This window comes from Yersinia similis (assembly GCF_001053095.1).
GTDB lineage: Bacteria > Pseudomonadota > Gammaproteobacteria > Enterobacterales > Enterobacteriaceae > Yersinia > Yersinia similis.
In genome coordinates this window covers 161106-184778 of record NZ_CGBP01000005.1, presented here as the reverse complement: position 1 = coordinate 184778, position 23673 = coordinate 161106, and the positions used below count along the sequence as shown (strand labels likewise).

Sequence of the window (23673 nt, the reverse complement as noted above, 5' to 3'; positions counted from 1 at the left end):
TTGATCGATTCACCTGTCCATAGGTTATGGATCATTGTGCTAGTCTGAAATAGCTGATTTTTCAGCGACGATAACTGCTGTTCGTACCCTACAAACTGTTCGTAACTAATCGACAATGTAAAAGGATTGTTTCGATGTCCAACAATGGCCACACCCGCTGTAATGTGCTTTGGTACAACCAGCTTGGCATGCACGATGTTGACCGCGTAGGGGGTAAAAATGCCTCCCTGGGTGAAATGATAACTCATCTTTCTGAACTGGGCGTTTCTGTGCCCAATGGCTTTGCTACCACAGCTCAGGCGTTTAACGACTTCCTGGAGCAAAGTGGTGTCAACCAACGGATTTATCAATTATTGGATAATACCAATATTGACGATATCGCAGAATTATCCAAAGCGGGCGCTCAGATCCGTCAATGGGTTATTGAGACGCCGTTCCACCCAGAGTTCGAACAATCAATTTATGACGCTTATAAGCAATTAGCTGACGGCGAACCTGAGGCATCGTTTGCTGTTCGCTCTTCTGCGACAGCAGAAGATATGCCGGATGCGTCCTTTGCTGGGCAACAAGAGACATTTCTTAATGTGCAGGGTATTGATGCGATAATGGTCGCAATTAAGCATGTGTTCGCTTCACTGTTTAATGACCGGGCTATTTCTTATCGTGTGCATCAGGGGTACGACCACCGCGGTGTAGCATTGTCTGCCGGTGTACAACGGATGGTGCGTTCTGACCTTGCGTCTTCGGGCGTGATGTTCACGATTGATACCGAGTCTGGTTTTGATCAAGTGGTCTTTATCACCGCAGCGCATGGTCTGGGAGAAATGGTGGTACAGGGGGCGGTTAACCCTGATGAGTTTTATGTACACAAACCCACATTGCGTAACGGTAAACCGGCCATCGTGCGGCGCAATATGGGGTCCAAAAAGATTCGGATGGTATATGCCGAGAATCAAGAGCATGGCAAGCAGGTGTGTATTGAAGATGTGCCAGAAATACAACGCAATCGTTTCGCTCTCAGTGATGATGAAGTAGAAGCATTGGCACATCAGGCGTTGTTGATTGAAGAACATTATGGCCGTCCAATGGATATCGAGTGGGCCAAAGATGGTCATACGGGTCAGTTGTTTATCGTGCAGGCTCGCCCGGAAACGGTGCGTTCCAATGAGCAGGTGATGGAACGCTACCAGTTGAATAATCAAAGTAATGTGCTGGTGGAAGGCCGTGCTATCGGTCATCGCATTGGCGCGGGTCTGGTCAAAGTTATTCATGATATTAGTGAGATGGATCGAATTCAGGCGGGTGATGTACTGGTGACAGATATGACTGATCCTGATTGGGAACCAATCATGAAAAAGGCCTCTGCCATTGTTACCAACCGTGGTGGGCGTACCTGCCATGCCGCGATTATTGCTCGTGAACTGGGGATACCTGCGGTGGTCGGTTGTGGTAATGCAACCGACCTATTGAAAGAGGGCCAAAATGTTACCGTTTCCTGTGCTGAGGGGGATACGGGTTACGTTTATCACGAGCTACTGGACTTCTCGGTTCAAAGTTCGCAAGTCACTGAACTGCCTGATTTACCGTTGAAAATCATGATGAATGTTGGCAACCCGGACCGGGCTTTTGATTTCGCTCGTTTGCCTAATGAAGGGGTAGGTCTGGCGCGGCTGGAGTTTATTATCAATCGGATGATTGGTGTGCACCCTAAAGCTCTTCTGGAGTTCGATCAGCAGGAGCCTGCGCTACAGGCTGAGATCAAAGCGCTGATGCATGGCTATGATGACCCGGTTGAGTTCTATATCGGTCGCCTGACTGAGGGGATCGCTACATTGGGGGCAGCATTTTGGCCAAAACCGGTGATCGTGCGGTTGTCTGACTTTAAGTCTAATGAGTATGCCAATCTGGTGGGGGGAGCGGGTTATGAACCGCACGAAGAGAACCCAATGCTAGGTTTCCGTGGCGCAGGCCGCTATGTTTCTGATCACTTCCGTGATTGCTTCGCTCTGGAATGTGAGGCGATGAAGCGAGTGCGCAATGTGATGGGGCTGACTAACGTCGAAGTGATGGTGCCTTTTGTGCGGACGGTAGCTCAAGCGGAGGCTGTGGTGGCCGAGCTGGCAAGGCAAGGATTGAAGCGCGGCGAGAATGGTCTGAAGATCATCATGATGTGTGAAATTCCTTCTAATGCGTTACTGGCAGAGCAATTCCTTGAGCATTTTGATGGTTTCTCCATTGGTTCCAACGATATGACTCAACTGACACTGGGGTTGGATCGTGACTCTGGCGTGGTATCGGCGTTGTTTGATGAGCGTAATGAGGCAGTAAAAGCGTTGTTATCAATGGCAATCCAAGCGGCTAAACGCCACGGTAAATATGTCGGGATTTGTGGCCAAGGTCCGTCAGACCATGAAGATTTTGCCCTGTGGCTAATGGAGCAGGGGATCGACAGCTTGTCTCTTAATCCAGATACCGTAGTGAAAACCTGGCTGAGCCTGGCGCAACACACCAAACATTGATAACTCAGGGTTAGGGATGAGTGTTTGTGAGTGAGTGTGAATGTTCATTGAGACGAGTATTCATATGTATTAATCATCCGTAGCTTAGGTTGCGGATTTTTTTTGCAATTAATTGGTTCATAACAATGAAATCAAAATTAAGGAAAGGTAGCCAATATACAAATAATGACGCGTGAGATGTAATAGCAAAAAAAAAGCCTGTCTTAGGTGACAGGCAAAGACTACACACAGCAATACGTGTACTAGATCACAGACGCTTAAATAAGCTATCATTAAATGGATTATTTAAGCGTCTTAAGAGAGATGCAATCTAACTAATAATAATCTTAAGCAAATTCCGTGGCTTAGTCATTAAGAATCCTCTGAATAAAAAATATTAAATAAGAAGTAGAATGAGATAGTTTCAGATGGTTATCACTAATGAGATGGCGTAATAGCTAATCAGATAAGCGGTTTATTATAAATTAATAGGGTGTAAAAAATCGAGGTTTATTAATAATCGTGAATATATGCTGAATATAAGGGGTTCGGCAGGATAACCACCAAACCCCTTAGGATTAAAGCTCTTCTAAATGCTTAACGGCATCGTTAACACTCTCTTCGGGTTCTGGAGTTTCGTGAACCCAGGCCGAGATCAGGCGATATGAGATAGCCAGCACCACTGGCCCGATAAATAGTCCAATCATACCAAAGGATAACAAGCCCCCGATCACCCCAGAGAGGATCAAAATCATTGGCATATCGGCTTCCATACGGATCAGATATGGGCGCAAAAAGTTATCTAATGTCCCAACGATACAACTCCAGACCAAGAGTACCGTTCCCCACGTGGTATCACCGGTCCAATACACCCATATGATCGCAGGTATCAGCACCAGTAATGGACCGAGTTGCGCAACACAGCAGATGAACATTAATACCGTCAATATGGTGGCATATTGAATACCCGCGACAGCAAGGCCTATTCCTCCGAGTATGGCTTGTACCAGCGCGGTGACTACCACGCCCAACGCAACAGCACGAATCGCTTTCGCCGCCATCACTACCACCGCATCGCCACGTTTATCGGCAGCACGCATGGCAAAATGACGGATACCTAAGGCGACTTGCTCACCATGGATATAGAGCAAAACGCTAAATAGCACCATCAATGCCAGATGAATCAGAAAATAGCCAACATGAGCCGCTTGTGCCACAAACCAGGTAGCAGTGGCACCGACGTAAGGCTGCACTTTAGCCATTAAAGCGTTAGCGCCGCCAGAAATTAAGGTATGCCAACTGCTATAAAGTTTATCGCCTACCAATGGAATCGATTTCATCCAATCCACATTAGGCATACGCAGATTTGATGGGCTGGAAGCCCATTGGATCAGTGGGGCGCTGTTTTCAACCAGACTACTGACCAACAGCGCGATAGGAATAACAAACAGTAAAATGAGCAATATCGTCATGACAACAACGGCCAGTGAACGCCTGCCCCAAAGAAGTTTCTCCAATCGGATTAACAGCGGCCAGGTCGCAATGACCACCATACCCGCCCAAGCTAATCCCATGACAAAAGGTTGTATTACCCAAAAACTGGCGATAATCATTACCATAATGAATATCACCCCAAACATCAGTTTAGGTAAATCGAGACGACGTTGTTGCGGATCATTCATTAGTGAACTCTCATTTCGATAATCATGGCAAAGTGGCCATTGCACTGCTATTGCGTTATCCCCGCCACCTATTAAGTTGCAGGTGGTGGGCTACAGGTTACCTGGCCTATCCTCGGGCCTTGCCTCTACGAGGCCGCTGCAAACAGCGTTCAACTCTGCTCCCGGCAGGTTGTCACCCGAATCACCCTGTGGGCAGCATAAATACTGTTCAAATGGGGGCCAGACCCACTTGTCTCTTGCTTGCCGCCGTCCTGTATTTTGAAATCTATTGGGTATAATCATGATGTATTTATTGTGTTTTTAACAGTTATACCCGTCATGCTCTAATGAGAAAAATCTGTAACGCTATCGCGTAGTAAAAATTAGAGTTAATCAACTAAGCATGGCTGGATAGCACCATTTTAATATATTGTGTCTGCAATTTGTACAATATAATATTTTGATATTTAATATATTTTTACCCTATTTGCCCTCAGTCGATACCCATCACTTTCCCATCGTTCTGAATTGACATAAATTATTCGACAAAGGTTATTGCTAACGGATAATCTCTTAGCGGTAACGGTATGTGCGATAACGTTTAAAAACAGAAGCGCAAAGGCGGTTTGATACTTATAAATCACGTAAAGTGACCGCGCATACATTAAAAATAAACTCATATATAGATAGGGTCACACTAATGATCCCACAAATTTCTCAGGCACCGGGTGTCATTCAGTCGGTACTGGATTTTTTGGACGCTTTGAAGCAAAACGGTTTTACCGGCGATACTGTTACTAATTACGCCGATCGCCTGACCATGGCTACGGACAACAGTATTTATCAACTACTCCCTGATGCAGTGGTTTTCCCTCGTTCAACGGCGGATGTGGCGCTAATTGGCCGCCTGGCAGGGTTGGAGAGTTTTAAATCATTGGTATTCACGCCACGTGGTGGAGGAACAGGAACCAATGGTCAGGCGTTGAATCGCGGGATTGTGGTTGATATGTCGCGCCATATGAACCGCATTCTGGAGATTAACCCAGAACAAGGCTGGGTGCGGGTTGAGGCTGGAGTGATAAAAGACCAGCTTAATCAGTACTTGCAGCCATTTGGCTTTTTCTTCTCGCCGGAACTTTCTACCAGTAACCGCGCCACTCTGGGGGGAATGATTAACACCGATGCCTCTGGTCAGGGGTCATTGGTGTATGGCAAAACTTCAGACCACGTCTTGGGTTTGCGTGCTATTTTGCTGGGTGGCGAGATGTTAGACACCCAGGCAATACCGACGTCATTAGCGGAAACGATCGCGCAGGAAGACTCGGTGGTGGGGCGCATTTACCACACCGTCCTTAACCGTTGCCGTGAACAGCGCGCATTGATTTTAGAGAAATTCCCCAAATTAAACCGTTTTTTGACCGGTTATGATTTACGTCACGTGTTTAGTGATGACCTACAAACTTTTGATTTAACGCGGATCTTAACCGGCGCTGAAGGGACATTAGCCTTTATTACCGAAGCTACGTTGGATATTACACCGTTGCCCAAAGTTCGCCGTTTGGTGAATGTGAAGTATGACTCCTTTGATTCAGCCTTGCGCAATGCGCCTTTCATGGTGGAGGCGAAAGCGTTATCGGTGGAAACGGTTGATTCTAAAGTTCTTAATTTAGCCAAAGAAGATATTGTTTGGCACTCGGTCAAAGAACTGATCACTGACGTTCCAGATAAAGAGATGCTGGGGCTGAATATTGTTGAGTTTGCCGGTGATGATACCGCGTTAATCGACACCCAGATGGCCGCGCTGTGCCAACGCTTAGATGAGTTGATGTCCGCCAGACAAGGTGGGGTGATTGGTTATCAGATTTGCAGCGAGTTAGCCGGTATTGAGCGTATCTATGGCATGCGCAAGAAGGCGGTGGGCTTGCTTGGTAACAGCAAAGGGCGGGCAAAGCCTATTCCATTTGCTGAAGATACTTGCGTACCTCCTCACCACTTGGCTGATTATATTGTTGAATTCCGTCAATTGTTAGATAGCCACAACCTTACGTATGGCATGTTTGGCCATGTTGATGCGGGGGTATTACATGTTCGTCCCGCATTGGACATGTGCGATCCACAGCAAGAAATATTAATGAAACAGCTCTCCGATCAGGTCGTAGAACTCACTGCCCGCTATGGTGGCTTGTTGTGGGGGGAGCATGGTAAAGGCTTTCGGGCAGAATACAGCCCCGACTTTTTCGGTGACGTGTTATACAGCGAACTGCGCCGCATTAAGTCGGCATTCGATCCTGACAACCGACTGAATCCAGGGAAAATCTGCTCACCGTTAGGTAGTGATGCCCCGATGATGAAGGTCGATAGCGTAGACAAACGCGGTACGCTGGATCGGCGTATTCCGCTAGAGGTGAGAACCTCGTTCCGTGGTGCGATGGAGTGTAACGGCAACGGTTTATGCTTTAACTTTGATGTGCATAGCCCAATGTGTCCATCGATGAAAATCACCGGTGACCGCATTCACTCCCCGAAAGGGCGAGCAACGCTGGTGCGCGAGTGGCTACGATTACTCTCAGAGCAAGGTGTTGACCCCGTAGCTCTGGAGAAAGGGTTAGCGAGCAAGCGACCAAGTTTGCGCGGCCTGATTGAAAAGACCCGCAACAGTTGGCAGGCCAGTCAGGGGGTCTATGATTTCTCACATGAAGTGAAAGAATCCATGTCTGGTTGTCTGGCGTGTAAAGCCTGTTCGACACAGTGCCCGATAAAAATTGATGTACCGGGGTTCCGCTCCCGTTTCCTCCAACTGTATCACACCCGTTATCACCGCCCATTACGTGACTACGTGGTGGCAGGGGTGGAAAGTTATGCCCCATTGATGGCCAAGGCCCCCAAGGTCTTTAATTTCTTTTTGAAACAATCGTGGGTACGGGCGTTAAGCCATAAAAGCATTGGTATGGTTGATTTACCTATGCTCTCCAGCCCAACGTTGAAGCAGGCGTTATCCGGCCATTACGCCAGTACCATGACACTGGAACAATTGGAGAAACTGAGCGAGCAAGAACGCCGCCAGCATGTGTTGATCGTGCAGGATCCATTTACCAGCTATTACGATGCACAAGTGGTGGCGGACTTTGTCTTGCTGGTGGAAAAGCTGGGCTTTAATCCTGTCCTGCTGCCTTTTTCACCCAATGGCAAAGCGCAACATATCAAAGGGTTCCTACAGCGGTTTGCGAAAACAGCACGTAAAACAGCGGATTTCCTCAATCGTATTGCGTTATTAGGTATGCCGATGGTGGGTGTTGATCCCGCGCTGGTGCTCTGTTATCGCGACGAATATAAAGAAATTTTGGGTGATGCACGGGGTGATTTCACGGTGCAACTGGTTCATGAGTGGTTACAAACGACTCTGGCTGATCAACCAGAGCAGCAAATCAGTGGTGAGTCTTGGTATTTGTTTGGGCATTGCACTGAAACAACGGCACTACCTGCCAGCAGTCAGCATTGGGCCGCCATTTTTTCACGTTATGGTGCAAGGCTTGAAAATGTCAGCGTTGGATGCTGCGGCATGGCCGGTACATACGGTCATGAGGCGAAGAACGTTGATAATTCTTTGGGTATCTATGCGCTATCATGGCAGCAAGCATTGCAAAAATTGCCAGGTAAGCGCTGCTTAGCGACCGGTTATTCCTGCCGTAGCCAAGTTAAACGTATTGAAGGTAATGGCCTACGGCATCCGTTGCAAGCCTTACTCGAGCTGGTGTGATACGGGGCTGAGTAGTTATATGGCTGAATAGTTATATGGCTGAATAATGATAAGGCCCTTACTGGTGAACTGATAACAGGAGAGAATAAATGCTTTGGAAGCGCGCAGCGACATTGGAACAGCTAAATCAGCAAAGCCAGGGATGCATGGTTGGGCATCTGGGGATTGAATTTACCCGCTTGTCTGATGATGAACTGGAGGCAACAATGCCAGTAGATAGCCGCACGACTCAGCCTTTTGGTCTACTTCATGGGGGAGCCTCGGTTGTATTGGCGGAATCTCTTGGCTCAATGGCAGGTTATCTGTGTACCGTGGAGGGGCAACAAGTGGTGGGGTTGGAGATCAATGCCAACCACCTAAAATCAGTTCGCTCAGGCAAAGTCAGGGGCTGTTGCCGTGCTATTCATGTGGGGCGTAGTCATCAGGTCTGGCAGATTGAGATTTTTGATGAGCAGGAACATCTGTGTTGTACTTCCCGCTTAACAATCGCCGTCTTGACGCGCTAACGTAGTCATTTTTTGCCAATATCCTCCGTTCCCCTGTCAGGGTTTTTCATTGTCCCTGGCAGGTTCAATTCTCGTTTTGCGCTCCCCCTCTATCACGGGCACTTATCTTCGAAACTTATTCCTGATTTAGCCTCACTCCCCAGCTCAATACTGAGAATACCGGCGTGAGGTTTCCTCCATGGCGGTTTTCAGCTAAAGTTAATGTAGAAATAGGTATTTTCTATGAATGTTTTAAAACCGCAGATGCTGATGGTGATTGGCCTCTGACATAGCAAGGGTTTTTAGTATTGCCGCGAAATTTATCGATTTATTTCATGGTGATAAAAGAGTGTTTTTTCTTTTGGACCTCCTTGGGTATCGCAGCATGCTTCGCTCGTTGCCACCTCATTCGAGGTCAAAACGGCACTTTTCCTAATATCCCTGCAAAACAAACGGTTGAAGTGATAATTATTATCACTACCATTGTGAATAATCTGTGTTGAGCCACCAATAATCAGCCAGCAAATTTTCAACCTGAAAACGTTTAACCTAATAACTTTTAGCCGGAAAAGTAATAACTCATCGGGCGATAGAGAAACATAAGGTAGAGCATATGCAACAAGAATCAGTTGGGACATTTTCTCTCGACGATAATGACTGGCAAGGCGTGACGATTACTGACAGTGCTGCCGCGCAAATTACACGGCTTATGCAACAAGACCCACAAATAAAAGGGCTACAGCTCGGCGTCAAACAGTCCGGTTGTGCCGGTTTTGCCTATGTCATGGATATGGCTAAAGAGCCTGCCAGCGATGATCTGGTTTTTGAACAGGGTAGCGCCAGGCTTTACGTGCCATTAAAAGCGATGCCGTTTATCGACGGGACCGAGGTGGATTATGTCCGCGAAGGGCTAAACCAGATTTTTAAATTTAATAATCCTAAAGCTCAGCATTCCTGCGGGTGTGGCGAGAGTTTTGGCGTTTGAGTGATGCAAACTAAATGACACGAAGCAATGTAGAAATTCCAGATGATGTGCAGGCTTGGGTCAGTGATGGTCGTTATAAAGAGGGCTTTTTTACACACTTGGCCACTGATGAGCTGGCAAAGGGCATCAACGAAGAGGTCGTCCGTGCTATCTCAGCGAAGCGTAATGAACCTGAGTGGATGCTTGAGTTTCGCCTTGGAGCTTACCGAAGTTGGCTCGAGATGGAAGAACCTCACTGGCTGAAGGCCCATTACCAAGGCTTGGATTACCAAGATTACAGCTATTATTCTGCGCCATCTTGTGGCAGTTGTGATGATAACTGTGATTCGCAGCCCGGAGCCGTGCAGCAATCCTCTGCTGACGGTAGTGCGCCAAGCAATGCTAACGAATACCTGACCGCTGAGGTAGAGTCTGCCTTTGCCCAATTGGGGATCCCGGTACGGGAAGGGGCTGAAGTCGCCGTTGATGCTATTTTTGACTCGGTTTCGGTAGCAACCACCTATCGGGAAAAACTGGCGGGTCAGGGGATCATTTTCTGCTCATTCGGCGAGGCTATTCAGGAATACCCTGATTTAGTACAGAAATATCTGGGGTCGGTGGTTCCGGCTAAAGATAACTTTTTTGCCGCGCTGAATGCTGCGGTTGCCTCTGATGGCACCTTTGTATATGTCCCAAAAGGTGTTCGCTGCCCGATGGAGCTATCCACTTATTTTCGTATCAATGCGGCTAAAACCGGGCAATTTGAGCGAACTATCCTTATTGCCGACGAAGGCAGTTATGTCAGCTACATCGAAGGTTGCTCGGCACCGGTGCGCGATACCTATCAGTTACATGCGGCAGTAGTCGAAGTCATTCTGCACAAAAATGCAGAGGTGAAGTATTCCACCGTGCAGAACTGGTTTGCAGGCTCTGACAGTACGGGCGGTATTCTGAACTTCGTGACCAAGCGTGCATTGTGTGAAGGCGAAGGATCGAAAATGTCATGGACACAATCAGAAACCGGTTCAGCGATTACTTGGAAATACCCAAGTGTGATCCTACAAGGGGATAACTCTGTGGGGGAATTCTTCTCGGTGGCACTAACCAACGGTTATCAGCAAGCAGATACCGGCACTAAAATGATTCATATTGGCAAAAACACCAAATCAACAATTATTGCCAAAGGTATCTCCGCCGGGCATAGCCAGAATACCTACCGTGGTTTAGTGAAGATCCTGCCCGGGGCTGATAATGCCCGCAATTTCACACAATGTGACTCTATGCTAATTGGTCCAGACTCTGGTGCCCATACGTTCCCGTATGTGGAGGTCAGAAATAACACTGCGCAGTTGGAACATGAAGCCACAACATCAAAAATTGGTGATGATCAACTGTTCTATTGCTTGCAGCGCGGTATCAGCGAAGATGATGCTATTTCAATGATCGTCAACGGTTTTTGTAAGGACGTATTTTCCGAGTTACCACTGGAATTTGCCGTCGAAGCACAAAAGTTGTTAGCCATCAGTTTGGAGCACAGTGTTGGCTGATTGTTAACCGAATAAATATTTGCGGCATATACCTAATAGATTTCAAGAGGCAGGAACACGGCTTACAGCGGCCTTGTAGGGCTGGGGCTCGTGGATGGGACGAGTAACGAGAGCGCCAACCCCCTGCCGTCTTAAAAACGAGGGTATAAATAAAGTTTTGCGTCACGGCGCACCAAGGAACTCTATGTTAAGTATTAAGAATTTGAAAGTTAGCGTTGAAGGTAATGAAATCCTCAAAGGTTTAGACTTGGAGATCAAACCGGGTGAAGTACACGCTATCATGGGGCCGAACGGCTCAGGGAAAAGTACGTTGTCAGCCGCATTGGCAGGGCGCGAAGAGTATGAAGTCACCGAAGGTGAAGTCACTTTTAAAGGCAAAGACTTACTCGAACTCGCTCCAGAAGATCGTGCAGGGGAAGGTGTGTTTTTAGCTTTCCAATACCCGGTAGAAATCCCAGGTGTCAGTAACCATTTCTTCCTGCAAACCTCGGTTAATGCCGTGCGTAAATATCGTCAGCAAGAGCTATTAGACCGCTTTGATTTCTCTGATTTTATTGAAGAAAAAATTGCCTTGCTGAAAATGCCAGCTGATTTGCTAACCCGCTCGGTCAATGTGGGGTTCTCTGGTGGTGAGAAGAAACGTAATGATATTCTGCAGATGGCAGCATTAGAGCCTTCGTTGTGTATTCTGGACGAGACAGATTCTGGGCTGGATATTGACGCCCTGAAAATAGTGGCAAATGGCGTTAACTCTCTGCGCAATGAGAACCGCTCATTTATTATCGTTACCCACTACCAACGTATTTTAGATTACGTTAAACCTGATTTTGTCCATGTGTTGTATCAGGGGCGGATCATTAAATCGGGTGATTTCACGTTGGTGAAACAGTTGGAGGAGCAAGGCTATGGCTGGCTTACCGACCAACAGTAACGTTCTGGAAAGACAGCGGTTAGAACTGCAGCGACTCGAACAACAGCGGATTGATGCATTAAAGCATTTCGGTCAGTTGTTTAAACAGCGTCAGATTGAACCCTCCATAGATGCCCGCGGCCATTGGCAGAAGGTGCTGCAACTGGGGTTCCCCGGCGTTAAACATGAAGACTGGAAATACACGCCGCTGGAGCGTTTATTGGCGCATGAGTTCAGTTTTTCCCATGCGCCAGAGGTGACAACAGCGCAGTGTGATGCACTGTCTCTGGTACCCAATGCTCACCGTTTGGTCTTCATTAATGGCCAGTTTTCGCCGACGTTGAGTGACCATGAGTACGGCCCTTATCAGTTAACGCATGCGGCTGAAAATATGCTGTTCCCCACAGCCATACAATCAGAGGTGTTTTTACACCTGACAGAAAGTTTGGCGCAGGAACGTCTGCATATTCGGTTACCCGTAGGCAAACACAGTGACAAACCCTTATATCTTCTGCATATCAGTGCAGGTAACAGCTCGAATATTGTGAATACGAGTCATTCTCGCCATCATCTGGTGGTTGAGGCGAACGCACAGGCTGAAGTTATAGAGCACTTTGTCAGCCTCAATGAGCAGCCCCATTTTACCGGAGCGCGGCTGACAATCGCGGTGGGTGATAATGCTGAATTGAATCATTGTAAGTTGGCGTTTGAAACCCCTAAGAGTTATCACTTTGCCCATAACGATCTGATCTTGGGGCGTGATGCTCGGGCGCGTAGCCACAGTTTCCTGCTGGGAGCGGGGCTAATGCGTCATAACACCAGCAGCCAGTTAAATGGTGAAGGTTCGTCGTTATCGATTAATAGCCTGCTGCTACCTGTTGGGCGCGAGATTTGCGATACCCGAACTTATTTAGAACATAATAAAGGCCACTGCGAAAGCCGCCAGTTACATAAAGTCATGGTGCGTGAGCGGGGTAAGGCTATTTTTAACGGCATGATTAAAGTCGCTCAGCATGCGTTGAAAACTGACGGGCAGATGACTAACAACAATCTGCTGTTGAGCAATTTAGCAGAAGTCGATACCAAACCTCAGTTGGAAATTTATGCCGATGATGTGAAATGCAGCCATGGCGCTACCGTCGGGCGTATTGATGCGGAGCAACTATTTTATCTGCAATCGCGTGGTATCAATCAGGCTGATGCGCAGCAGATGATCATTTTTGCGTTTGCTGCTGAAGTGACTGAAGCTATCCACAATGAAGCCATTCGTAAACAAGTATTAGCACGTATTGCCGAGCGTTTGGCGTGGGAGTCCTTATGAGTTTTCCTATTGAGCGTGTAAGAGCTGATTTTCCTCTGTTGAGCCGGCAGGTCAATGGGCAGCCATTGGTTTATCTGGACAGCGCCGCCAGTGCGCAAAAGCCTCAGGTAGTCATTGACAAAGAGCTTCATTTTTACCGTGATGGTTATGCGGCCGTTCATCGTGGCATTCACACCTTAAGTGCTGAAGCGACTCAGCAAATGGAAGCGGTACGCACTCAAGTGGCTGATTTTATCCACGCCGCATCCGCAGAAGAAATTATCTTTGTCAGAGGCACCACTGAAGCAATCAATTTGGTTGCTAACAGTTACGGCCGCCATTTCCTTACTGCGGGTGATAGCATTATCATTACCGAAATGGAACACCATGCCAATATTGTGCCTTGGCAGATGTTGGCGCAAGATCTCGGTGTTGAAATCCGTGTTTGGCCACTGACGGCTGCCGGTGAGTTGGAGATAACCGCCCTCACAGCGTTGATTGATGACACTACACGTTTACTGGCGCTGACCCAGGTCTCCAACGTGCTTGGGACGGTAAACCCGATTAAGGATATTGTGGCTCAGGCAAAAGCCGCCGGTTTGCTGGTGCTGGTGGATGGTGCGCAAGCGGTTATGCATCAGCCAGTCGATGTTCAGGCGCTGGGCTGTGATTTTTATGTTTTCTCAGGGCACAAACTGTACGGTCCATCGGGTATTGGGATTCTGTACGGCAAAAGTGCGTTGTTACAACAGATGCCGCCATGGGAAGGGGGCGGGGCGATGATCAAAACAGTCAGTTTGACGCAAGGCACTACGTTTGCTGACGCCCCTTGGCGCTTTGAGGCCGGTTCACCTAATACTGCGGGGATCATGGGGCTTGGTGCGGCCATTGGCTATGTCACTGAGTTGGGGCTTTTGCAGATCCAACAGTATGAACAATCGCTGATGCATTATGCATTGGAGCAACTAAAGCAGATTAAGAGCCTAACACTGTATGGCCCAACAGAACGTGCCGGGGTTATAGCCTTCAATCTGGGCCAGCACCATGCCTATGATGTGGGTAGCTTTCTTGATCAATACGGTATTGCTATTCGTACGGGTCATCACTGTGCGATGCCGCTGATGGCGTTCTATCAGGTGCCGAGTATGTGTCGTGCCTCACTGGCGCTGTATAATACCCGCGAGGATGTTGATCGGTTGGTGGCAGGATTACAGCGTATCGAAAAATTGCTGGGGTGAGTGTCTAACCACCCACGACAGGCAACACCAAAGCCGACTATTCTTTCAGCAGTCGGCTTTTATTTTTTACGTATTCAGGAAACATGCTATGGCTGGTTTGCCAGATAGAGATAAATTAATTCGCAACTTTTCCCGTTGTTTAAATTGGGAAGAAAAATACCTGTATATCATTGAACTAGGCGGGCAGTTAGCCCCGTTGACCGAACAGCAGCGCCACCCAGAGAATCTGGTCTCCGGTTGCCAGAGTCAGGTCTGGATCGCGATGACATTATCTGCTGAAGGCCATGTGATATTTGCCGGTGATAGCGATGCGGCTATCGTTAAAGGTCTGGTCGCCGTGGTATTCATCCTTTATCACAATTTAACACCTCAACAGATAGTCTCTCTGGATGTGCGTCCATTCTTTGCTGATTTAGCACTTAGCCAGCATTTGACACCTTCACGCTCACAAGGCCTGGAGGCGATGATCCGCGCCATTCGCACTAAAGTTGTCGATTTATCAGCGTATTGATGCAGGCTAATATTTTGCTCTTTATTTATTGGGCTCTGACCATTTTTGCGTTGCGAGTCACAGTATTAAAATGGTGAGATTTCAGCAGCTTAAATCGGCGCTTATGCTAAAAAAACCACAATACATTACTTTGTAACACATTGATTTTTAGAGAAATAAATTGCCTTTATAATAAGGACTGTTACTATACATTTGCCTTATTATTGGCTGCTAAAATTAACGTAGATAGCCGTGTAAACCGAATTTGAAGAAGTGATGTAGGAACTAAGCATGAAACGTGCATTAACTTTGATTGGTATGTTATTCGCAACTTGTCTGGCAGGTAGTATCACTGCTGCCAATGCGAACGAGTATCCTCTGCCGCCCGCTAATAGTCGCTTAATTGGCGAAAATACAACCTTTACTGTTCCAAATGATGGTCGCCCATTGGAGGCTATTGCAGCCGACTACAAGATTGGCCTGCTGGGTATGCTGGAAGCAAACCCAGGGACTGATCCCTACTTGCCATTACCGGGGTCAGTACTGACTATCCCGAACCAGATGTTGCTGCCTGACACCCCGCGTGAAGGTATCGTTATCAACCTGGCTGAACTGCGCCTTTATTATTACCCTAAAGGTCAGAACAAAGTTATTGTTTACCCAATCGGCATTGGCCAGTTAGGGCGTAATACACCAACCATGGTTACCTCTGTTAGCCAGAAGATCCCTAACCCAACTTGGACGCCAACCGCGAACATCCGTAAAAACTATTTGGCAGAAGGTATCACCTTGCCATCAGTGGTTCCGGCCGGTCCTGACAATCCTATGGGGCAGTTTGCTATGCGTCTGTCCGCAGGAAGGGGGGAGTACCTGATCCATGGTACTAACGCCAACTTTGGTATCGGCCTACGTGTCAGCTCTGGCTGTATCCGTTTACGTCCAGATGACATTGAAACGCTGTTCAATTCAGTACCTAAAGGCACTCGCGTACAGATCATCAACGAACCTGTTAAATATGCCATTGAACCTGATGGCAAACGTTACGTTGAAGTTCATCAACCATTGTCTCGCGCAGACAGTGATGATCCACAAACGATGCCAATCGCGATCGGCAGTGGCTTGCAGAAGTTCATTAACGATAACCAGACTGATGCTAAAGCGGTTCAGGATGCGATTGCACGCCGTTCTGGTATGCCAATCATTGTTACTGTGGGTGAAACCTCTACTCAGCAAGCACCCGCTGCTGTAGCGCCTCAGGGGGAGCAACAGGCACAACCTGAAGAGCAACAACCAACAGAAGAGCCAGTAACGCCTAAGCTGGTTCAGCCCGGCCCGGTTTATTCAGCAAATAACTAATCACTGGTCTGTGCTTTATCATGGTGGCTCTCCATCGTGGTAAAGCCAGAATTGCACTCCGGGCTTTAGAGTTTTGTCGTTGTGAAAGTCAGAATATTAAAGCCAGTGCGAGAAGTGATCATCGAAATATAAGCAAGCATGCGGTACCACGCCAAACTGGGGAGTCGTTTGTCAGTATTGAGTCGTCGGTCAGTATTAGTATGGAAGAGGTAATGACATCAAGGAGAGCGATTGTCAGACGTTTATTTCTGTACGACAAACATTTCCGTAGGGCAAAAAAAATGGCGCACAATGTGCGCCATTTTTCATTCAGGAAGTAATATTACTTCTTGTAAGCTTGAGCTTGGTTGTCAAGACGTTGGTTAGCACGTGCTGCATCGTCTTTAGCTGCTTGAACGTCAGAACGCACTGCGTTCACGTCGTTGCTCAGTTGGTCAACTTTAGCGTTCAGAGTCTGAACGTCAGAAGACAGTTGATCAATTTTAGCATTGCTTGAACAACCAGCCAGCATAGTAGAAGCCAGAATTACCGCGCCCAGTACAAGTTTAGTACGATTCATTATTAACACCCTCTAGATTAAGTTAATCTCCATGTAGCCTTACAAGTATTACACAAAGTTTTTTCGAAAGAGAATAAAATTTTAGTATTAGAGGGGTTTATTTTGCTCGTTAGCTCAAAGAATCATCTTGCTTTAAAAAAAAGTTAAAAAAACGAGGCAAAACAGCTGGGTTCCATGGGACAAGTCTTATTTCTAAGGTGCACTGTTGCGGGGTTAGGATAAAGTAAAATTTTTTCAGAAAGTTTATTAGGCAAGCTTTAAAAAAGAAAACGCCGCTATAGAGAGCGGCGTTTTAATTATTGAACAATAACGCGTTGGAATTATAACACGTGTACTGAAGAGGTATTGGTTGTACCGCTTGGTACCAAAGCACCAGAAACCATGATGACCACGTCGCCTTTTTGTGCCAGGCCGCTCGCTAGAGCCGCTTCTTTACCGATGCGGTAGAAATCATCAGTTGAGGCAATTTCGTCTACCAACTGAGTGATTACGCCTTTAGTCAGAATTAACTGATGAGCCGTCATTTCATTGGTAGTCAGTGCCAGAATGGTCGCAGTAGGGAAGTATTTACGTACGGATTTTGCAGATTTACCCCCACCGGTTGCTACCACAATCACTTTGGCTTCCAGTTTTTCTGCGGTTTCAACAGCACCACGGCAAACGGCTTCAGTGATACGCATTTTACGGTTGTCGTTCAGTGACTCAATGCGACTAGGCATAACACGGTCTGTACGCTCACAGATGGTCGCCATGATGGTGACAGACTCTAATGGGTACTTACCCTTAGCACTTTCACCGGACAGCATGACCGCGTCGGTACCGTCAAGGATGGCGTTTGCAACGTCACCAGCTTCTGCACGGGTAGGGCGTGGGTTTTTGATCATGGAATCGAGCATTTGAGTTGCAGTAATAACAACTTTACGTGCACGGTTACATTTCTCGATCATCATCTTCTGCGCGAAGATGACTTCTTCAACAGGGATCTCAACACCTAGGTCACCACGGGCAACCATGATACCGTCAGATGCTTCCAGGATTTCGTCGAAGTTATTCAGACCTTCCTGATTTTCGATTTTAGAGATGATCTGGATATGTTCGCCACCGTGTGCTTTCAGGTGTTCACGAATTTCCAGCACATCAGAACGTTTACGGATAAAGGAGGCTGCAACGAAATCAACGCCTTGTTCGCAACCGAAGATCAGGTCGCTTTTATCTTTTTCTGCTAATGCAGGCAGTTGGATAGATACGCCTGGCAGGTTAACGCCTTTATTTTCACCCAAATCGCCACTGTTCAATACTTTACATACAACGGTGTGTTCAGTGACTTCTGTGACTTCCATGCCGATCAGACCATCGTCAACCAGAACAGTGTTACCAATTTTCAGGTCAGAGGCGAAGCCTGGGTAGGTTACCGCAACAATTTTGTCGTTACCGACAACGCTTTGATCAGTTGTGAATGTGAAGGTCTGACCTGCAACCAGCGCAGCATCTTTGCCGCCTTCTAGTTTCATGGTCCGGATTTCCGGGCCTTTAGTATCCAGCAAAATAGCGGCTTTTTTGCCTGTTTTTGCCATTACAGCCCGGAGGTTTTTGATACGTTGACCGTGCTCTGCATAGTCACCGTGAGAGAAATTTAAACGCATAACGTTCATGCCAGCATTCAGCAGGTTTGTCAGCATTTCTTCGGATTCGGTTTTTGGACCGATAGTACAAACAATTTTAGTCTTTTTCATGACGGATTTTTTCTACAAGTTGTGATGGATAAAAAGTGTAAGTTCCGTTATTTACAACAACGGAGTGGTATCTGATTGGTGTTGGGTGTAGCGAAACGTGACCAAGAAATAAAACATTACTAAGGATAGATGACAGTGGTGGAAGTTGAGCGGAAAATTTTAGCGCGAGACTAAGCGCATGATCAGAGCACGATGGCATAAATGAGAGTTGTATTTTTTTAGCGTATCGGATAATCAAAATGCTGAAACCATTCAACTGAAACGACGGTCCGTATTATAAGCGGTAAGTGGCGGGAAATGAAATAGAAAACAGGAACTCATTGCCGTTTTTTGTAAAAAGTAGGGATTAATGACGCAAACACGTAGATTAAATCTTAATTTGTTGCGCAAGTTATTTGTTTGTTGATTTTTTTGACAGTAAATAGGGGAGTATTTAAAAATTCCAGCTCACTTATGGCGCTTCATTGTGGCAGACTGTGAACATTATCAATAGAAAAATTGGCTCAATAGACAAATCGAATCAGTAGCAAAAATCAACCAGCAATCAGGAACTGACAAGGGAGAAATAGATGAGTACTGCAGGAGAAGAGAAATGGTGCGTTCTAATGGACTCGAACCATCGACCCCCACCATGTCAAGGTGGTGCTCTAACCAACTGAGCTAAGAACGCAGGGTAATAACGATACTGGGTAAAAACCAATCCGGATAAAAAACTTGAGTAAAAAACATGCTGTTTGAAAGGCGTGCTGGATAAAAAACACAGACCAACAACAATGCCAGAATGGTGCGTCCAAATGGACTCGAACCATCGACCCCCACCATGTCAAGGTGGTGCTCTAACCAACTGAGCTACGGACGCACATAATTCTTTCTGGTAAAACAGCTATCAAATCAGACTGACTACCATGCAATAAAAGTGGTGCGTCCGAATGGACTCGAACCATCGACCCCCACCATGTCAAGGTGGTGCTCTAACCAACTGAGCTACGGACGCATCTATTATTGTCTACTATCAACGGTGACAGCGGGGACGAATACTAACGGGCTGCCCGTCTGCTGGCAAGAGGAAAAACGCAATATTTATTGTAAGCTCACGTAATCGCTGTGCTTTTATCCATTGCGCTGTTTTTTCATCCACATGTCGTTGGGGATACTCCCTTTTTTTGAGACTAACCGCGCGAAGCCCCTACACGTGTTTTATGGCGGAGCGGGGGGGAGCCCCACTCCAACCATAAGCTAATGGGCTGCCCGTTGCAGAATAAACGCAGTAGGTTGTTTTTGCAGCCAACGGATGCGCAGCACCATCAGAATAGCCGCAGCTGTTAGACCGATAATGAAACCTATCCAGAAACCAGCAGGCCCCATCGCAGGGAGGATATAATCGGTCAAGCCCAGAAGATAGCCGCTAGGTAACCCGAGAAGCCAATAAGCGGTAAACGTAATAAAGAAAATGGAACGCGTATCTTTATAGCCCCGCAAGACACCACTCCCAATAACCTGAACGGCATCAGACAACTGATAAAGTGCCGCCAGCAACATCAGATGGGACGCCATGGTAACCACTTCAGGTGTCTTGTTATACAACAACGCAATATGTTCACGGAAAACAATGGTAAATACAGCGGTAAAGCTGGCCAGCAATAAACCGACAGCCATGCTGGTATAGGCTGCAACCTGAGCCTGTTCCACCGCCCCTTGTCCGAGACGAAACCCGACACGAATTGTTGCAGCCACACTCAGCGACATGGGTAACATAAACATTAATGAGCTGAAGTTGAGTGCAATCTGGTGCCCGGCAACGGCAACAATACCCAGTGGCGAGACCAACAGGGCGACGACGGCGAACAGGGTGACCTCGAAAAAGAGGGCCAAGGCGACGGGCAGGCCAAGGCCACTTAAACGTTTCATTACCTGCCAGTCGGGCGCGGCAAATCCTTTTTCCAGTTTGATATCCTGTTGAGAACGGGCGCGCGTCACGTACCATCTCATCATCAGGAACATCACCCAATAAACAGAGGCTGTTGCCACTCCGCAGCCTACGCCACCTAAAGCCGGCGCGCCAAACTTGCCATAGATAAAGATGTAGTTAATCGGGATATTAACCAGCAGGCCAACAAACCCGATAACCATCCCCGGTTTAGTCTTAGATAGCCCTTCACACTGATTTCTCAGAACCTGGAAGAATAGATAACCTGGCACACCCCACATGATGGCATGCAGAAAATCCACGGCTTTTTGCGCCAGTATGGGGTCAATATTATCCATTTGTTTAATAACGTGGTCGCTATTATAGAGCACAAGCATAATTAACACGGAAACACAGAGTGCCAGCCAAAACCCTTGCCTGACTTGGTGGGCAATTTGGTTACGGCGCCCTGAACCATTAAGCTGGGCAACAGTCGGCGTCAGTGCGAGTAACAAGCCGTGTCCGAATAAAATAGCGGGTAGCCAGATAGACGTGCCTACCGCCACCGCCGCCATGTCAGTTGCACTGACAGAGCCGGCCATGATCGTGTCAACAACACCCATAGCGGTTTGAGACAGTTGCGCGATGACAACGGGAATAGCGAGAGCTAACAAGCTACGCGCTTCAACTATATACTTCTGCACGTATGCACCTTTCTAATTATGTTTTAAATCATGACGATTTATCATCAGGCGATGATAAATAAAATAGTGGGAAAGCAATAAAATATTGTACCTTCTCACCGAGGTTAAGCAATCCTTGTAATTAAATATCAACCAAATATCCTGAATAGTCTTTTTTGCTCTAAGTGGTTTGGTTTTCCTGATTTTCTGAGGCAAAATTAACACAGATAATATTTCTTTTTACAGATAACTTATAAGAGGCATGGCGTATGTTTACCGGTATTGTTCAAGGCACCGGGCCTGTGGTGGCCATCGAAGAAAAATCTAATTTCCGTACACATGTTGTAGAACTGCCTATTGATATGCTGCCTGAGTTGGCATTGGGGGCGTCGGTTGCTCATAATGGATGCTGCCTCACTGTGACGCATATTGAGGGTAATCGTGTCAGTTTTGATTTGATGAAGGAAACATTACGCCTCACTAATTTGGGGGATATAAACGTCGGTGACAAGGTTAACTTGGAGAGGGCGGCTAAATTCAGCGATGAAATTGGTGGTCATCTTATGTCCGGTCATATTATCTGTACTGCAGAGATTGCTAAAATATACACATCAGAAAATAACCGTCAGATTTGGTTTCGTATGCCCAGCGAAGATCTGATGAAATATGTGTTACATAAAGGTTTTATTGGCATTGATGGCATCAGCCTGACAATCGGCGAGGTTGTGGGTAATCGTTTCTGTGTTCATCTCATTCCAGAAACGCTGTCTCGTACCACTCTAGGTAAAAAACGACTAGGGCATCGGGTTAATATCGAGATAGATCCGCAGATCCAAGCGGTGGTTGATACTGTTGAACGGGTATTGGCACAGCGCGATATTGCCAATGCGGCTTTAGTGGCTGAAAAAGTAGCACGGGTGTCATAACCTACAAAAAATAAGACAGGGGTTTTTATGCCCCTGCCTCCTATTTGGGGTTAGCGGGGGACGCGAATACCCCCATTCACACCATTTGGACTGAATAGTACTTGCCACAACTGAATGTCTCTGGCGCGAAATGCTCCCGCGCAGGCATTAAGGTAATAGCTAAACATCCGTTCAAACCGTTGTGAGTAATTCGCCGACAGACTTGGCCACGCTGCTTGGAAACGCTCATACCATGCCATCAATGTACGGTCATAATCCGCGCCAAAATTATGCCAGTCTTCCATGACAAAATACGGTTCACTAGCCTGAGCAATATGTTGCACTGACGGCAGGCAACCATTGGGGAAGATATATTTATTGATCCATGGATCGACGTTCATATTGGTGCGGTTAGCGCCGATGGTGTGTAGCAAGAACAATCCATCCGGTTTTAAATTACGGTTTACCACCTTAAAATAAGTGGCGTAGTTCTTGGGGCCAACATGTTCGAACATGCCGACAGAAACAATACGGTCGAATTGCTCGTTCAAGTCACGGTAATCCTGCAATAAAATGCTGACATCGAGGCCTTCACACAGCTGTTGTGCCAGTTTTTGTTGTTCAATAGAAATAGTCACCCCCGAGACTGATACCCCGAAATGTCTGGCGGCGTAAGCAGCAAGCCCCCCCCAGCCACAACCGATATCCAACAACTTCATGCCTGGCGCTAATTGCAATTTCTCGCAAATCATTTGCAGTTTATGTTCCTGCGCCTGTTCAAGGCAGGAGGCCTCTTTCCAGTAGGCACAAGAATATTGCATATTCGAGTCAAGCATTTTAGTAAAGAGATCATTACCTAAGTCGTAATGCTCTTTGCCGACAATCCAAGCTCTTCTTTTCGATTGCAAATTGATGACACGGGCGGCAACGATACGCAAAGTATCTTTGAAATGGTGTGGGAGTTGATGTTCCAGACCAGCCTGAAGAACGCGCTGGAAGAATATATCCAGACGATCGCACTCCCACCAGCCATCCATATAACTCTCACCTAATGCCAAAGATCCTTCTTGTAACACCCGTTTAAAAAAGTCTGGGTTGTTGACCCGAATGTCGAAAGGGCGTGAACCATTGATTTCAATATCAGCTTGGTTCAGCATGTCTTGCACAATGCGGAACCATGGGCTTTCTTGAACACTCTGATCTTCTATACAGGATGAACTCATAGCTTCTCCATCACTTTCTTCTGACTTATGATCCGCGGTTCAGTGTTAGCTACGCAGATACATACCAATAAGGTTTTGTTACCTTGGCGTCTGATATCCGTTACGGATATACCCTACATATTTGACGTTGCGGATGAGTAAACTCGCTGACTACCTGCAACATCTATGACTTTGGGTAATAAGAGGAAGATTAAGAAGAAACCCTAATTACGCTTTAGTTTAGGGTGGCTCATCCTTAAGCGTAAATGTGACACAATCCACGCGCACAGAAGAAACCTCAAATAATATTTTTTTAAGTGATATTATAGTTAGTTAAAGTGAGTATAGGCTGGCCGTGGCGCTTTCTCAATAATAAATCGTTTCCGGCCAGTGTGTATCTTAGTGACTATTTCCCAAGGGAATTATGCGTTGGGTTATATACCCGTCATTCTTCAAGCTGCATGTGTGTTGGCTGCTTT

Annotated in this window: 16 protein-coding genes, 3 tRNA genes and 1 other RNA gene; 11 read left to right on the top strand and 9 right to left on the bottom strand. The window is 46.8% G+C overall.

All coding sequences use genetic code 11. The features are described 5' to 3' along the window. Window positions 1-134 precede the first annotated feature (134 nt). Window positions 135-2519: a phosphoenolpyruvate synthase gene (gene ppsA, locus AC971_RS06185; protein ID WP_025384043.1), complete on the top strand. Its 2385-nt coding sequence runs from the start codon at window positions 135-137 to the stop codon at window positions 2517-2519. Between the two features lie 186 nt (window positions 2520-2705). Here the strand turns inward: ppsA and rprA are convergent. Next, window positions 2706-2815: antisense sRNA RprA (rprA, locus tag AC971_RS22775), an RNA gene on the bottom strand. Window positions 2816-3076: 261 nt separating this feature from the next. After that, a complete protein-coding gene (ydiK, locus tag AC971_RS06180) occupies window positions 3077-4180 on the bottom strand; it encodes an AI-2E family transporter YdiK (RefSeq protein ID WP_025384042.1) in 1104 nt (367 codons plus the stop codon). A 679-nt stretch (window positions 4181-4859) separates the two neighbouring features. On the opposite strand from ydiK, the gene ydiJ reads away from it, so the two are divergent. The 9 genes from ydiJ (at window position 4860) to AC971_RS06135 (ending at window position 16206) form a co-directional block, all read left to right on the top strand. After that, window positions 4860-7916, top strand: coding sequence for a D-2-hydroxyglutarate dehydrogenase YdiJ (ydiJ, locus tag AC971_RS06175; protein WP_025384041.1), 3057 nt, complete (start codon window positions 4860-4862; stop codon window positions 7914-7916). 89 nt (window positions 7917-8005) lie between these two features. Then, a complete protein-coding gene (locus AC971_RS06170) occupies window positions 8006-8422 on the top strand; it encodes a hotdog fold thioesterase (RefSeq protein WP_025384040.1) in 417 nt (138 codons plus the stop codon). Between the two features lie 592 nt (window positions 8423-9014). Then, window positions 9015-9386 (top strand): Fe-S cluster assembly scaffold SufA, encoded by a 372-nt coding sequence (gene sufA / locus AC971_RS06165; protein ID WP_002211809.1) that lies wholly within the window; start codon window positions 9015-9017, stop codon window positions 9384-9386. A 14-nt stretch (window positions 9387-9400) separates the two neighbouring features. Beyond that, complete coding sequence (sufB, locus tag AC971_RS06160) at window positions 9401-10912, top strand: Fe-S cluster assembly protein SufB (RefSeq protein WP_025384039.1); 1512 nt, start codon at window positions 9401-9403, stop codon at window positions 10910-10912. 184 nt (window positions 10913-11096) lie between these two features. Beyond that, window positions 11097-11843 (top strand): Fe-S cluster assembly ATPase SufC, encoded by a 747-nt coding sequence (sufC, locus tag AC971_RS06155; protein WP_025384038.1) that lies wholly within the window; start codon window positions 11097-11099, stop codon window positions 11841-11843. After that, entirely contained in the window at window positions 11818-13143 is a 1326-nt protein-coding gene (gene sufD / locus AC971_RS06150; RefSeq protein ID WP_025384037.1) for a Fe-S cluster assembly protein SufD, read from the top strand. The genes sufC and sufD overlap by 26 nt, the downstream gene beginning before the upstream one ends. Further along, on the top strand, window positions 13140-14360 hold the full coding sequence (sufS, locus tag AC971_RS06145) for a cysteine desulfurase SufS (protein WP_025384036.1): 1221 nt from the start codon (window positions 13140-13142) through the stop codon (window positions 14358-14360). Before sufD ends, sufS begins: the two co-directional genes overlap by 4 nt. Window positions 14361-14448: 88 nt before the next feature. Then, a complete protein-coding gene (gene sufE / locus AC971_RS06140; RefSeq protein WP_025384035.1) occupies window positions 14449-14871 on the top strand; it encodes a cysteine desulfuration protein SufE in 423 nt (140 codons plus the stop codon). Window positions 14872-15141: 270 nt separating this feature from the next. Next, entirely contained in the window at window positions 15142-16206 is a 1065-nt protein-coding gene (locus tag AC971_RS06135) for a L,D-transpeptidase family protein (RefSeq protein ID WP_025384034.1), read from the top strand. Window positions 16207-16528: 322 nt separating this feature from the next. Here the strand turns inward: AC971_RS06135 and AC971_RS06130 are convergent, their stop codons facing one another. From AC971_RS06130 to AC971_RS06105, 6 genes are all read right to left on the bottom strand, one after another. Beyond that, window positions 16529-16765 (bottom strand): major outer membrane lipoprotein, encoded by a 237-nt coding sequence (locus AC971_RS06130; RefSeq protein ID WP_025384033.1) that lies wholly within the window; start codon window positions 16763-16765, stop codon window positions 16529-16531. Between the two features lie 320 nt (window positions 16766-17085). Beyond that, window positions 17086-18498: a pyruvate kinase PykF gene (gene pykF / locus AC971_RS06125; RefSeq protein WP_025384032.1), complete on the bottom strand. Its 1413-nt coding sequence runs from the start codon at window positions 18496-18498 to the stop codon at window positions 17086-17088. Between the two features lie 593 nt (window positions 18499-19091). After that, a tRNA-Val gene (locus tag AC971_RS06120) sits at window positions 19092-19168 on the bottom strand. A gap of 112 nt (window positions 19169-19280) precedes the next feature. After that, window positions 19281-19357: transfer RNA gene (locus AC971_RS06115), tRNA-Val, on the bottom strand. Window positions 19358-19415: 58 nt separating this feature from the next. Further along, window positions 19416-19492, bottom strand: a tRNA-Val gene (locus AC971_RS06110). 242 nt (window positions 19493-19734) lie between these two features. Further along, window positions 19735-21108, bottom strand: a complete 1374-nt coding sequence (locus AC971_RS06105) for an MATE family efflux transporter (RefSeq protein ID WP_025384031.1) — start codon at window positions 21106-21108, stop codon at window positions 19735-19737. 248 nt (window positions 21109-21356) lie between these two features. Here AC971_RS06105 and AC971_RS06100 point away from each other — a divergent pair, with 248 nt between their 5' ends. Next, window positions 21357-22013 (top strand): riboflavin synthase, encoded by a 657-nt coding sequence (locus AC971_RS06100; protein WP_025384030.1) that lies wholly within the window; start codon window positions 21357-21359, stop codon window positions 22011-22013. Between the two features lie 50 nt (window positions 22014-22063). On the opposite strand, the gene cfa is transcribed toward AC971_RS06100, so the two are convergent. After that, window positions 22064-23215, bottom strand: a complete 1152-nt coding sequence (gene cfa / locus AC971_RS06095; RefSeq protein WP_025384029.1) for a cyclopropane fatty acyl phospholipid synthase — start codon at window positions 23213-23215, stop codon at window positions 22064-22066. Window positions 23216-23673 lie beyond the last annotated feature (458 nt).

What these genes read in the sequence shown, in the direction of transcription:
- ppsA (WP_025384043.1), top strand. Translation starts at nt 135, where the DNA reads ATGTCCAACAATGGCCACACCCGCTGTAATGTGCTTTGGTACAACCAG.
- ydiK (WP_025384042.1), bottom strand. Translation starts at nt 4,180, where the DNA reads ATGAATGATCCGCAACAACGTCGTCTCGATTTACCTAAACTGATGTTT.
- ydiJ (WP_025384041.1), top strand. Translation starts at nt 4,860, where the DNA reads ATGATCCCACAAATTTCTCAGGCACCGGGTGTCATTCAGTCGGTACTG.
- AC971_RS06170 (WP_025384040.1), top strand. Translation starts at nt 8,006, where the DNA reads ATGCTTTGGAAGCGCGCAGCGACATTGGAACAGCTAAATCAGCAAAGC.
- sufA (WP_002211809.1), top strand. Translation starts at nt 9,015, where the DNA reads ATGCAACAAGAATCAGTTGGGACATTTTCTCTCGACGATAATGACTGG.
- sufB (WP_025384039.1), top strand. Translation starts at nt 9,401, where the DNA reads ATGACACGAAGCAATGTAGAAATTCCAGATGATGTGCAGGCTTGGGTC.
- sufC (WP_025384038.1), top strand. Translation starts at nt 11,097, where the DNA reads ATGTTAAGTATTAAGAATTTGAAAGTTAGCGTTGAAGGTAATGAAATC.
- sufD (WP_025384037.1), top strand. Translation starts at nt 11,818, where the DNA reads ATGGCTGGCTTACCGACCAACAGTAACGTTCTGGAAAGACAGCGGTTA.
- sufS (WP_025384036.1), top strand. Translation starts at nt 13,140, where the DNA reads ATGAGTTTTCCTATTGAGCGTGTAAGAGCTGATTTTCCTCTGTTGAGC.
- sufE (WP_025384035.1), top strand. Translation starts at nt 14,449, where the DNA reads ATGGCTGGTTTGCCAGATAGAGATAAATTAATTCGCAACTTTTCCCGT.
- AC971_RS06135 (WP_025384034.1), top strand. Translation starts at nt 15,142, where the DNA reads ATGAAACGTGCATTAACTTTGATTGGTATGTTATTCGCAACTTGTCTG.
- AC971_RS06130 (WP_025384033.1), bottom strand. Translation starts at nt 16,765, where the DNA reads ATGAATCGTACTAAACTTGTACTGGGCGCGGTAATTCTGGCTTCTACT.
- pykF (WP_025384032.1), bottom strand. Translation starts at nt 18,498, where the DNA reads ATGAAAAAGACTAAAATTGTTTGTACTATCGGTCCAAAAACCGAATCC.
- AC971_RS06100 (WP_025384030.1), top strand. Translation starts at nt 21,357, where the DNA reads ATGTTTACCGGTATTGTTCAAGGCACCGGGCCTGTGGTGGCCATCGAA.
- cfa (WP_025384029.1), bottom strand. Translation starts at nt 23,215, where the DNA reads ATGAGTTCATCCTGTATAGAAGATCAGAGTGTTCAAGAAAGCCCATGG.